Source organism: Embleya sp. NPDC050493 (genome assembly GCF_044458105.1).
Lineage (GTDB): Bacteria > Actinomycetota > Actinomycetes > Streptomycetales > Streptomycetaceae > Embleya.
The window spans coordinates 24,159-36,484 of the sequence record NZ_JBITHP010000004.1 but is presented as its reverse complement, the minus strand read 5'-3'; the positions used below and the strand labels follow the sequence as shown (position 1 = coordinate 36,484).

At 70.7% G+C, this 12,326-nt stretch carries 11 protein-coding genes; 3 read left to right on the top strand and 8 right to left on the bottom strand.

Going from position 1 to position 12,326, the window contains the following annotated elements; all coding sequences use genetic code 11:
• The first annotated feature begins 309 nt into the window (after positions 1–309).
• Together ACIBM5_RS10260 and ACIBM5_RS10255 are read left to right on the top strand one after the other, a co-directional pair.
• The gene (locus ACIBM5_RS10260) at positions 310–870 is read left to right on the top strand and encodes a DUF3558 family protein (protein WP_396006418.1); all 561 of its coding nucleotides are present in this window, start codon (positions 310–312) and stop codon (positions 868–870) included.
• 284 nt (positions 871–1,154) lie between these two features.
• Entirely contained in the window at positions 1,155–1,739 is a 585-nt protein-coding gene (locus ACIBM5_RS10255; protein ID WP_391584872.1) for a sigma-70 family RNA polymerase sigma factor, read from the top strand.
• Positions 1,740–1,859: 120 nt separating this feature from the next.
• On the opposite strand, the gene ACIBM5_RS10250 is transcribed toward ACIBM5_RS10255, so the two are convergent.
• The gene (locus tag ACIBM5_RS10250) at positions 1,860–2,444 is read right to left on the bottom strand and encodes a TerD family protein (RefSeq protein ID WP_396006417.1); all 585 of its coding nucleotides are present in this window, start codon (positions 2,442–2,444) and stop codon (positions 1,860–1,862) included.
• A 157-nt stretch (positions 2,445–2,601) separates the two neighbouring features.
• Complete coding sequence (locus ACIBM5_RS10245) at positions 2,602–3,444, bottom strand: hypothetical protein (protein WP_396006415.1); 843 nt, start codon at positions 3,442–3,444, stop codon at positions 2,602–2,604.
• 293 nt (positions 3,445–3,737) lie between these two features.
• Here ACIBM5_RS10245 and ACIBM5_RS10240 point away from each other — a divergent pair, with 293 nt between their 5' ends.
• On the top strand, positions 3,738–5,135 hold the full coding sequence (locus tag ACIBM5_RS10240; RefSeq protein ID WP_396006414.1) for an acyl-CoA synthetase: 1,398 nt from the start codon (positions 3,738–3,740) through the stop codon (positions 5,133–5,135).
• Between the two features lie 100 nt (positions 5,136–5,235).
• On the opposite strand, the gene ACIBM5_RS10235 is transcribed toward ACIBM5_RS10240, so the two are convergent.
• From ACIBM5_RS10235 to shc, 6 genes are all read right to left on the bottom strand, one after another.
• On the bottom strand, positions 5,236–5,721 hold the full coding sequence (locus ACIBM5_RS10235) for a nitroreductase/quinone reductase family protein (protein ID WP_396006413.1): 486 nt from the start codon (positions 5,719–5,721) through the stop codon (positions 5,236–5,238).
• Between the two features lie 450 nt (positions 5,722–6,171).
• Positions 6,172–7,365: an amidohydrolase family protein gene (locus ACIBM5_RS10230; RefSeq protein ID WP_396006412.1), complete on the bottom strand. Its 1,194-nt coding sequence runs from the start codon at positions 7,363–7,365 to the stop codon at positions 6,172–6,174.
• A gap of 5 nt (positions 7,366–7,370) precedes the next feature.
• The gene (locus ACIBM5_RS10225) at positions 7,371–8,249 is read right to left on the bottom strand and encodes an amidohydrolase family protein (protein WP_396006411.1); all 879 of its coding nucleotides are present in this window, start codon (positions 8,247–8,249) and stop codon (positions 7,371–7,373) included.
• Between the two features lie 130 nt (positions 8,250–8,379).
• Positions 8,380–9,759, bottom strand: a complete 1,380-nt coding sequence (locus ACIBM5_RS10220; protein WP_396006410.1) for an aspartate aminotransferase family protein — start codon at positions 9,757–9,759, stop codon at positions 8,380–8,382.
• Positions 9,740–10,369, bottom strand: coding sequence for a 1-hydroxy-2-methyl-2-butenyl 4-diphosphate reductase (locus ACIBM5_RS10215; RefSeq protein ID WP_396006409.1), 630 nt, complete (start codon positions 10,367–10,369; stop codon positions 9,740–9,742). The genes ACIBM5_RS10220 and ACIBM5_RS10215 overlap by 20 nt, the downstream gene beginning before the upstream one ends.
• Positions 10,370–10,381: 12 nt before the next feature.
• Positions 10,382–12,325: a squalene--hopene cyclase gene (gene shc, locus ACIBM5_RS10210; protein WP_396006408.1), complete on the bottom strand. Its 1,944-nt coding sequence runs from the start codon at positions 12,323–12,325 to the stop codon at positions 10,382–10,384.
• Position 12,326: the final 1 nt, after the last annotated feature.

Below are 12,326 nucleotides of genomic sequence, written 5' to 3'. Positions count from 1 at the left end.
CTGTGGTGGGGCGGCGGCATCGGGGTCGAACCTGCGTGACTTTAGGACACGTGTGCAGGTGCCCCGCAGGGCCGGTCCACATGCCGGGCACATCGGGGCGACTGCGAATGTGGGCCTCACCTGCGAATTCCGGGTTCACCGGGGGTGGTGTGAGCTTGATCGCAGCCCGCATCGCGAGACGCGGCGGCATTGTCGAGCGGGTCGCGAGCCGCGACGATCTGGGCAGGGCCGCACCGCGGGCCGGGAAATGTCGGATCATGCCGGGAGCCGGGGAACGTCCCGGAGCGGAACCGGGAATTGGGGGCGACCGTGAGGGTTCGGATGGGCGTGGTGGTCGCGGTCGCGGCCGTCGTGCTGCCGCTGGCCGGATGCGACGACGGCGACGGCGGGAGTACGAAGGCGGACGGCGACAAGGGCCCGAGCCCGACCGCGAGCGGCGCCGGCGGCGGGGCGGGCGGCGATCTGCGCGCGGTGGACGCGTGCGCGGTACTCACCGCCGACCAGGTTTCGCAGGCGCTGGCGATGCCCGGCCTGCGGGCCGCGCAGAACCCGCTGGGCTGCGATTACGCGGCGGCCGACGGAGCCCCGGTGATCAGCACGATCGCGACCCGGTCGAAGACGTCGGGCGGCGTGGACAAGGCGCTGGAGGCCTATCTGGGCACCCTGGGAGACACCCGTACCGAGAAGGTCCCGGGTGTGGGCGATGCCGCGGTGTACGTCCAGCCCGACACGATCGGGGGCGTCCTGGTGGTGGCGGCCCGTCGAGGCGAGGAGACGGCGGTGTTCTCGCTCAACGCGGGCGGCGGCGATCCGCCGCCGAGCAAGGATCAGCTCGTCGCGTTGGCCAAGCTGGCGGTGGCGAAGCTGTGACCCGGACATGGCCCGAGGATAGGACGCCGGGTCGGCTCCGGGAACACCGGCGATCGCCGTAGGGTGAACGGAACTTGACGCACGGTCACCGCCGGCTGCCCGAATCGGGCGCCGGCGGTGCGGAGTGGGCGCGCGATCGGCATTCCCGACAACGAAGGACCAATGGCCCGGCTGTTTCCCGCGTCGGCGGGCACATGATGGGCAGGGGAGTTACACACACCCCCGGCGCGGTGGGGACGGACAGGCGCCGGCGGGTCCGTACCTCGCGCAACGGGAGCGACGACTTGAGTGATCTCCTGACCACCCCGGGGCTGCGGCAAGACCGTTTCGAGCGCGATGCCGTGCCGTTTCTGGACCCGCTCTACCCCGCCGCGCTGCGGATGACCCGCAACGCCTCGGACGCGGAGGATCTGGTCCAGGAGACGTTCACGAAGGCGTACGCGTCCTTCCACCAGTTCCGGGACGGCACGAATCTGAAGGCCTGGCTGTACCGGATCCTCACCAACACCTTCATCACCTCCTACCGCAGGAAACAGCGGCAGCCGGTGGCGTCGGGTGTGCAGGAGATCGAGGACTGGCAGCTGTACCGGGCCGGGTCGCACGAGTCGACCGGGCTGCGGTCGGCGGAGACCGAGGCGCTGGAGCACCTGCCGGACTCGCAGGTGGTGGCCGCGTTGCGCGCGCTGCCCGAGGAGTTCCGGATCGCGGTGTATCTGGCGGACGTGGAGGGCTATCCGTACAAGGACATCGCCGCGTTCATGGACGTGCCGCTCGGCACGGTGATGTCGCGGCTGCATCGGGGCCGGCGGCGGCTGCGCGAGGCACTGGCGGAGTACGCGCACGAGCGCGGGTTCGTGGCCGCGGCCTGAGCCGGGTGCGGCGGATCTCGGTGGGGCCGCCGCGCCCGGCGCCGGATGGGTGTCGGCCGGGGCGCGGCGGCGTGTGGCCGGATCGGCTGCGGGTGGCCGCCGCCGGTAGCCGGCTACCCGCTACAGGTACTTCTGGACCGCGGGCAGCAGGTCGTTGACCGTGTTGCCCTTGGCCGGTTGGCCGATCGCGGTGAGCACCCAGCCGTCGGCGCCGCGGGCCAGCTTGACCATGATCTGCGCGTTGTCCTGCGAGTCGGCGGTGGAGAGGTCGTAGCGCAGGATTTCGCTCCCGTCGCTCTCGTCCACCAGCCGGCAGAACGCGTTGGCGACCCGGGAGAAGTCGTCGCTGGTGAACGCGCTGACCGTGAAGACCAGGACCGTGATGCGCAGCGGCAGCGCGGCGAGGTCCACGATGATCGACTCGTCGTCACCCTCGCCGGCACCGGTGGTGTTGTCCCCGGTGTGCGTGACCGCGCCGTCCTTGGACACCAACTGCCTGGGCCACACGGTGTCCACGAGGCGGTGATCGGCGTCGAACAGCAGACACGACGCGTCCAGGTCGACGCCGGTGAGCGCCTGCAGACCCGGGCGCAGCCCCTCGTGCTTGATCGGGTCCCAGCCCAGTCCCATCCGTACCCGGGCGGCCGAACCGGCCGTGCCCTTGCCGATGGTGACGCGCTCCCCCTGTGCGAGAACGACCGTCATCGCAACTCCCCTCCGCGGTGTTCCCCGATTGCGCGCCCCGTCGACGGACGCGGCGCGTGGATGGAGAGCATCCTAGAGCGAGCGGATCACTGCGGGAGATCGACCACTTCGCCATCACCCGCCGCACATCACCCACTTCATCGGGTGACCGCGGGCGTCATGCGGTGCTGCCCGGGCGGGGCGTGCCCGATGCCGTCGAGCGATCGGGGATGTCGATCACCTCGGCGGCCGGTGGCGCGTTCACCTTGACCGGGACGTCGAAGTCGCCGTAGCTGACCGAGCCGCTGTTGGCGGTGGACTTCGACACGATCAGGACCGGGTAGGGCTTGCCGCCCTGGGCCTCGATGTAGATCTTGCCGTCGTCGTCCCCGGGCGGGCCGGTGAGCGGGATCATCCTGCGGCCGTTGATCGTCTCGGTGGGCAGCTTGACGCCGTCCTCGGGGAAGTTCTTCAGCGCCGCGCCCGGGTCGGCGACGGTGGTGATGTTGCGTACGCCGCGCAACTTCTCGCTGTTCGCGTCGCCCTTGAGCCACTTCCCGGCGAGCAGCTTGGCGGCCATGTCGCCGTCCACCGTGCCGACCAGCGAGCGGTACGCCTGCTCGTCGCCCCGGACGTACATCGCGGACTGCACCCGGCGCACCTCCAGCTTGACGCCGTTCTGCTCGATGATGCCCTGGAAGTCCTCGCTGCCCCGGTCCACCCGCAGGTCGAGCTTGACCGCCTTGCCGGCGGAGACGATGTCCGCCACCACGTGCACGGTCTTGATCCGGGCGGCGGACTGCTTGGCCCGGCGCGCCAGTTCGCCGACGTCGAGATCCTCGTTGCGGACGTTCTCGTCCAACCCGGACCCCGCGCTCGAGGTCGCCGACGCGGTGGGCGACGACTTCTCGATGGTGGACAGCGGACTCTGCTCGTCGCCACACGCGGTCAGCACACCGAGCGAAACACACACCGCCACCACGGCCGCGACCCTGCTCCCCAGCACCGGATTTCGACGCACAACCACTCCTCGCTCGCCCGACTGTCCTGCCCCTGTGACGGCCCACCCCACCGCCCGGTTCCCCACCCAACGCTATGGCGCCGGGGGCCCGCTGGCCCACACACAAGCCCGCCCTGAGGCGAAGCCCCCCGGCAATCACCGCCGATCCGTGGCACGAGGGTCTCCCGTACTCGCGAACGTGATCCGGCAGGCGGCCCGAGTGGCGGGGAGGCGAAGGGCGCGGCATGGTGCCCGGGTGGGGTGTGGGGCGCAATAGCATCGGTGGGTCGGTTGTCGTGGCTGGAGGTCGGTTCGTGTCTGCTCTCGTCTCGCTTGACGGTCCGGTGTCGGATCGGCCCGATGCGGTCACGGTGGCCGGGGAGGCGATGTCGCGCGAGGCGTTGTTCGGGGCGGCGACCGCGTTGGCGGATCGCATCGCGGGTGCGCCGGCCGTCGCGCTGCGGGCGGACGCGAGCCTGGGCACCGTGGTGGCCACACTGGCCGGCCTGGTAGCGGGCGTCCCGGTGGTCCCGGTCCCGCCGGATTCGGGTCCACTGGAGCGGGCGCACATCCTGTCCGACTCGGGCGCCGCGCTGCTGCTCGCGCCGGGGCCGTGGACGGACGCCGGGCTGCCCACCATGCCGATCGACCTCACCGCGCGCTCGACGAGCACCCACCCCGAGCCGGCCCCGGACACGACCGCGCTGATCCTGTACACGAGCGGCACCACGGGTGCGCCGAAGGGCGTGCTGATGCCGCACGCGGCGATCGCGGCGGGGCTGGACGGCGTCGCCGAGGCCTGGGCGTGGACGCCGGACGACGTCCTGGTGCACGGCCTGCCGCTGTTCCACGTGCACGGCCTCGTGCTGGGCGTACTCGGCGCGCTGCGGGTCGGCTCGCGCGTGGTGCACACCGGCCGGCCCAAGCCGGCGGCGTACGCGCAGGCCGGCGGCAGCCTGTACTTCGGCGTGCCCACGGTGTGGTCGCGGATCGCCCACGACCCGGAGTCGGCGCAGGCGCTGTCCGGCGCGCGGTTGCTGGTGTCCGGGAGCGCGCCGCTGCCCGTCCCGGTGTTCGAGCGGTTGGCGGAACTCACCGGACACCGGCCGATCGAGCGGTACGGCATGACCGAGACGCTGATCACGGTCAGCACCCGCGCGGACGGCGAGCGCCGACCCGGCTTCGTCGGGCTGCCGATCGCGGGCGTACGCACCCGACTGGTCGGCGAGGACGGGTCGGCGTGTGCGCACGACGGCGAAACGGTGGGCGAGTTGCAGATCGATTCGCCGACCCTGTTCCAGGGCTACCTGAACCGTCCCGACGCCACCGCCGAGACGCTGACCCCGGACGGCTGGTTCCGCACCGGCGACGTCGCGGTGATCGACGCCGACGGCCGGCACCGGATCGTGGGCCGGGCGAGCACCGATCTGATCAAGACCGGCGGCTACCGGGTCGGCGCGGGCGAGGTCGAGAGTGCCCTGCTGGCGCACCCGGCGGTGCGCGAGGCGGCGGTGATCGGCGTGGCGCACCCCGACCTGGGCCAGGAGATCGTCGCCTTCGTGGTGCCGGCCGGCGACGTGACGGAGCATCAACTCATCGACCACGTCGCGACCGGCCTGTCCGCGCACAAACGACCCAGGCGCGTGCTCTTCGTCGCCGACCTGCCCCGCAACGCGATGGGCAAGGTCCAGAAGAAGCTGCTGACGGACTGAGTCGACGCACGACACCGGCGGCGCGCCGGTCGACCGACGCGAACGGGGGCCGCGGCGGCCCGGGTTCGGGCGGTCCACCGGCCGCCGGTGTTCGGGACGGTCAGTCGCGGCGCGCGATCAGGCTGGTTTCCGGGAGGCGGACCAGGGGGATCCGGCGGTCGGTGCGGGTCTGGTAGTTCTTGTAGTACTCGCGGTCGGCGGTGAGTGCGGCCCAGGTCTTGGTGTACTCGTCGCCGTCGAGGATCTCGGCGGTGCTCCAGTACGTGGCGTGCTGGACCCGCACCAGCAGCTGCGGGTTGGCCGTACGGTCGGACAGGTTCACGAACCAGGACGGGTGCTTCGCCGCGCCCGCGAAGGAGCCGACCACGACGCGGTGGCCGTTCTCGTCCGCCCAGAACGGAAGCGCGACCTTGTGCAGCTTGCCGCTCTTGCGGCCGACGGTGTGGACCAGCACGTGGTTCATGCCCGCCAGGAGCCAGACGTCGTCGCCGTCCGACTGCTCCATCTGCGAAACGTGCTCTTTGGTGAAGAGAACGATCTCCTCGGGCGAGGGCTCGATGAACTCGTCGTTCTTCTGTTCCACCATGTTCGATCTCCAGGGAGCACGTGCGGCAGGTCGGTTGCGCGACTCTAGTCCGGCCCCCTAAAACCATCAATGGCCGTCCGCCGATCCGGACGTGGGCCGCGTCACGGCGCGGCAACCCACGGACAGGCGGCCACGGCCCGCTCCGAATCCGCACTCGGCATCTCCTCCAGCGCCGCCCACGGGTGGAGGGACTTCAGGACACACCGTGTCGGTCGGTGACGGTCGCACACGTACCCGTAATCACATCGTCGCGGGCCGAGCCCGCGCCGATCCCCCTCGTGGGATCACGCCGGGTCGGCGACGACAGACACCCGGGGAGGCGACAACCAGCCATGAGTGCACGGCGTTTCGTGGTGGTCGGTGGAGCCGGCAGCCCCCGTCCCCATCCGGATGCGCCCCGGCCGGCCCGAGCCGCACACCCGTCGGGAACGGGTGCGCGGCCACAGCCCCTCAGGGCCGAGTGAACGCAGGGCTGTTGCTGTCCGTCGGCACGGCCGCCAGCGGCTCCGCGATTTCCGCATGCGTCGGTCCGACCTCCGCCGCCAGCGCGTCCAGTGCGGCCAGGTCGAAGCCGTACAACGTCGCCGCGTTCCCGGCCAGGATCGCCCGCAGTTCGGCCGGCGAGGCGTCGTGGAACGAGCGGCGCAGCGCCTCGCGCGTGTACGGGTAGGTCCCCTCGTCGTGCGGGTAGTCCGCGCCCCACATGTACCGGTCCACCCCCAGCTCGTGTCGCGCGGCGGCCTCGGTGGGCGACGGGAAGCTGGCGCCCACCCAGCAGTTCCGGGCGAAGTACGCGCTCGGCGGCTCCGGCAGCCGATCGGCCTCGGTGTACTTGAGTTCACCGATCCGGCCGGTCGCCATCTGCGCGTGGTATGCGTCCAACTGCCGGAGCACCGGCGGAATCCAGGCCGCGCCCTGCTCGGTGATCGCGAACTTGAGCCGGGGGAAACGCGCGAACGCCCCGGACAACAACATGTGGGTCAGCGGTCGGCGGGAGAACAGCGTCGCCTCGGCGATCCACAGGAAGGTCGACGCCGGGTAGGCACCGTAGTCCGGGCTGCCCGATCCGCCGTGGTTGACCACCGCCAACTCCAGGTCCTGGCACACCTCCCAGAGCCGGTCCCACTCCGGTGCGTACAGCGGCAGGATGCCGCTCACATCCGGCGGTGTGGTGGGGATGAGGATGCCCGCGAGGCCGTGCTCCCCGGCCCACACCGCCTCCGCGACCGCGTCCTCGACGTTGTTCAGGAACACCTGGGCCAGCCCGGCCCGCCGCACCGCGTTCGGCCCGCCGCACCACTGGGCCAGCCAGCGGTTGTGCGCCCGGATCCCGGCCAGCCGACGGGCATAGGAGTGCGCCGACGGCGGCCGGGCGAGCAGTTGCCCGGTCGGGAAGAACGGCGGCACGGTGTTGGGGAACACCACCTCCGCGACGATCCCGTCCGCGGCCAACTCGGCGACCCGTCGGTCGTCGTCCCAGTTGCGGGTGCGCCCGTCGCCCTGGAGGTCCCGGAACGGATTGCGGTAGCGCTCCCGCCAGTCGTCGAACTCCGCGCGCCAGGACGGGTCCAGGAACTCGCGATAGGTGTCCATCCCGGCACCGGCGTGCCCGTCCGCCGAGATGATCGTGTGGCGATCCGACACGGCCTTCACTCCTCCCCACCCAGCTTGAACACCCGCATCGCGTTCTCGCGCAGGAACTTCGCCCGCACCTCGGGCTTGAACGGCACGTCCGGCAGCTCGCGGAAGATCCGCTCCAGGGACAGGCCCATCGGGTAGTAGCCCGCGTACATCACCTTGTCCGCACCCCGCGTGTTCGCGTAGTCGACGATCGCCTTCGGGTAGTACTTCGGCGCGAACGCCGAGGTCATGTAGTACAGCCCCGGCCACTTGAGCATCAGCTTGACCGCGAGGTCCTCCCACGGCTCCGCGCCGTGCCGCATCACGATCCGCAACTCCGGGAAGTCGTAACAGACTTGGTCGAAGTGCATGACGTCCTGACACGCGGACGGCACGCGCGGTCCGGCGATGCCGGCGTTGGAGACGATCGGCAGGTCCAGGTCGATGCAGGTCTGGTAGATCGGGTAGTAGCGCCGATCGTCCACCGGCACCTGCGGATTGCAGCCGGCCGGGAAGGTGGTCACCGCGACGATGTGGTGTTCCTCGTACGCCTGCCGGATGCGCCGGACCGTCCTGGTGATGTCGTTCGGGTCCACCTCCAGCGTCGGCCGAAAGCGCTTCGGATGCTCGGCGATCGCTCGCAGCGCGGTCTCGCTCAGACCGACCAGGCCGATCTCGACGCCGCACGCGTCCATCTGGCCCAGGGTCACCCGGACCGGATCGACACCCTCGTCCAACCGATTCGGCACGCCCTTGAACATGTACTCGGCGGGGAACTCCATCTCGCCGCTCTCCGCGTCGCGCAGTTGCGGCTTCAGGAAGTCGTAGTGGCTCTTGGCCTGTGCGCTCGGGAAGCCGATCATCACATCGATCGCCCCCGGCCCGGCCGTGGACCCGACAGCGGACATGGCAAACCCCCTGGACCATCAAGTTGATTGACTCCATCAACTTAACAGCCGCAGGGGGAACGAGCCATAGTCAAGGCGGCACACCGGCACCGAGGCCGCCGAACGGCGGCCCGCACGGCGGATCGGCGCGTCAGCGGTTGGTCATCGCCTGCTTGATCAGCGTCCGCCCGAAGTCCCACATCAGCCCGGTGCCCTTGTGCGCGTCCTCCATCACGTCCACGAAGCCCGCGACGAAGTGCTCCACGTCCTGTGGCCCGACCACATACGGCGGCAGCAGCTTGATCACGTCCATGTGGTCGCCCGCGACCTGGGTCAGCACCCGATGCCGCTGGAACATCGGCACCACGACCATCTGCGCGAACAGCCCGTGGCGGGCCGCCTGCAACGCCGTCCATCCGGCGCGCAGCTTGAGCGAGCGCGGCTTGCCGAACTCCAGGCCGATCATCAGGCCCCGCCCACGCACCTCGGCGAACAGCTCGTACTTGTCGATCAGCGGGGCCAGCCCGGCCACGAACGCATCGCCCATCCGCGCGCTGTTGCCGATCAGGTCCTCGTCGTCGAGCACCGCCAGGGTGGCCAGACCCGCCGCCATCGCCTGGTTGTTGCCGCCGAACGTGCAGTCGTGCACGAGCACGCGGTCCATCGTCGAATAGACCTTCTTGAACACCCAGTCCCGGGTCAGCGTCGCGCCGATCGGCACGTATCCGCCGGACAGCGCCTTGGCGACCGTGACGATGTCCGGCTCGACGCCGTCCTCCCACTGGTACGCGAAGAACTTCCCGGTGCGGCCCATCCCGGTCTGCACCTCGTCGGCGATCAACAACGCGCCGTGCTCGCGCAGCAACTTCTGCGCGGCGGCCAGCCAGCCCGGCGGCGGCGCGAGCACGCCCTTGCCCAGGATCGGCTCGATGATCAGCGCCGCGACATCACCGCGCTTCAACTCCCGGGCCAGCGCGTCCAGATCGCCCAGCGCGATGCCCACGTCCGGCAGCAGCGGCTCGAAGCCCTTGCGGAACTCGGCCGCGCCGTTGACCGAGAGCGCACCGGTGGTCAGCCCGTGGAAGGCGTGGTCGATGTAGACGATCCGGCGCCGCCCGGTGGCGAAGCGGGCGAACTTCAGCGCGGCCTCGACCGCCTCGGTGCCGCTGTTGCAGAAGTACACCCGGTCCATCCCGGGTGCCCGGGCGAGCAGCCGGTCCGCCAGCGCGGCGGCCAACGGCGGCGTGTGGAAGTGCACGATGTCCGGCAGATCGAGCGCGATCACGTCCTGCATCGCCTTGCGCACCACCGGGTGGTGCCGGCCCACACCGTAGGTGCCGAACCCGGACAGGAAGTCCAGGTACCGATCGCCCTTGTCGTCGTACAGGTACGGACCCTCGGCCCGGACGTAGTTGCGGTCCATGCCGATGGTCCGCAGCACGCGCGGGAGTTGCGGGTTGAGGTGCTTCGCGTGCAGCTCGAAGCCGCGGTCCGCGTACGCCTCGTACGTCTCACCCAGGTCGAACGTCATCGCCCGCCCTACCTCCTGACTTGGTTCGCTCGTCGTTGGCCCAGTCAAGCAGGGCCGGGGTCGCGTGGCGCAATGTGCGGAACGCCTTGAAGCCGTCCACCAGCAGGCGGGGGCGCAGCAGTTCCCGCTCCGGGGTGTCGGTGATCACCCGGACCACTCCGGCCGGCCGACCACCCGCCGCCGCGAGCAGGTACGCCGACTCCATGTCGGCCGCCAGCACACCGCGCTCGCGCAGCGCCTGCCGACCCCGGCCCTTGACGAGCCCGTCCACGGTCTCGATCGGACCGTGGTGCAGCCTCAGCTTGGGCGAGACCCGGTGCATCCACTCCAACAGCAGCTCGGAGGTGGGTAGTTCGACCACCGTGCCGTCTCCACCGCGCACCTCGGAGGCGACCACCACGTCGCCCACACCCACCCCCGCGCCCACACCCGCGGCGAAACCCGCGACCGCGAGCGCGCCGTACTCCTCTTCCGGGAGCGCGGACAAGGCCCGCGCCCGAGCGCGAGCCTTGTCCGGTCCCATCCCCGCGCGCACCACGCGCACGTCGAACGCGCCCATCAGCCCCGCCTCGACCGCGCGCATCTCGATCCGCAGCGGGGTGACCACCATCAGGGGCATCGTTCAGCCTGTCGTCCTGGCGGCCGTCGTTTCGGCAACCGTCGTCTTGGCATACCGACCCAGCGCCATCACGGGGAAGACGAGCCGGTACATGTGGTACTTGATGTAGAAGTCGCCGGGGAAGCCGGTACCGGTGAACTGCGGCTCGTCCCACCCGCCCAGCGCGTTCTGGTGGTCGGTCAGCCAGTCGATCCCGCGCTGCGCGACCGCGCCGAACTCACCGGCCGCGTGCAGGGCCAGCAGCGCCCACGCGGTCTGCGACGCGGTGGACTCGCCGCGCCCGGACCAGGTCCGGGGCTGGTCGTAGCTGCGCAGATCCTCGCCCCAGCCGCCGTCCGGGTTCTGCCGGGTCTCCAGCCAGCGCACCGCGCGCCGGATCGCGGCATGCCGCGGATCGACACCGGCAGTAACCAGCGCCGGCACCACCGCGCCGGTGCCGTAGATGTAGTTCGCGCCCCAGCGGCCGAACCAGGAGCCGTCGCTCTCCTGATGATCCATCAGCCACTTGACGCCGTCCACGACATACGAGCTGTAGCGGGCACCGCCGTCGGCGAGCATTTCCACGATGTGCGCGGTGACGTCGGCCGAGGGCGGGTCGGTGACCGCGCCGAAGTCGCAGAACGGCAGCTTGAGCGGCAGGATGCTGACGTTGTCCGCGTCGAACGCCCCCCAACCGCCGTCCTTGCTGCGCATTCCGGCCGTCCACCGCTCGGCCCGGTCCAGCACCGCGTCCTTGCGCGCGCCGTCCGGGTGGTCGGTGTAGCGCAGGGCCATCACGATCTCGGCGGTGTCGTCGGTGTCCGGGTAGTAGTCGTTGGCGAACTCGAAGGCCCAGCCGCCCGGTTCCAGGTCCGGCCGCTGCACCGCCCAGTCGCCGACCTCGCGGATCTCCTCGTCCATCAGCCACCCGGCGGCCTTGACCACGCGCGGGTCGGACGCCGGAACTCCCGCGTCCCGCAAGGCGACCAGCGTCAACCCGGTGTCCCACACCGGCGACTGGCACGCCTCGAACCGGCGGCGCAGCTCGCCGTCCTCGTCGGTGTCCACGATGGTGAACCCGTCCAGGCCCTTGATGCCCTGGGCCATCACCGGGTGGTTGAGCGGATAGCCCATCAGCCGCAGCGCGATCAGCGAGTAGACCCACGGCGGTTGGATCCCGCCCCAGCCGCCGTCCGCCTCCTGACGCTGCACGATCCACTGCGCGGCCTTGCGCCGGGCGGCCTGCCGAAACGGCTTGAACGGCGCCTTGTGGTACTGGTGCAGCACCGCGTCGAGCGCGCGGAACACCTTGGACCACGGGTCGTCGGCCGTCGGCCGGCCCTTGACCACGCCGGTCGGACGCAGTTCGGCGAGGTCGAACGGCGCGGGCCGCACCGGGCGCATCGAGCTGACGATGGTCAGCGGCACGATGGTCTGGCGGGCCCAACAGGCGAAGTCGTAGACGTTGAGCGGGAACCACTTGGGCAGGTGGATGATCTCCGGCGGGAGCACCGGCAGGTCGTCCCAGGACCACCAGCCGAAGAAGGCCAGCCAGAACCGGGTGAACACCCGGGTGTTGGCGATGCCGCCGCCCTCCCGGATGAAGGCCGCCGCGGCGGCCATGTGCTTGGCGTCCACGTCGTCACCGGCCAGCTTGAGCGCGACATAGGCCTCGACCGTCACCGACAGGTCGGCGGGACCGCCGAAGAAGGTCGCCCAGGTGCCGTCCGAGCGCTGGTTCGCGCGGATCCAGCGGGCGCTCGCCAGGGTCTGCTCCTCGGTGCGGATGCCCAGGAACTCGCGGAAGAGCAGATCCTCCGCGTCCATCGTGACGTTGGTCTCCAGCTCCCCCTTCCACCAGCCCGCATCGTCCTGAAGCTCCATCAGGTGGGCGACGGCCCTGTCGAGCGCTCCCTTGACCCTGTCGTCGTCGACGTCGCCGATTTCCGGCTGGACGGTCACTGTCATC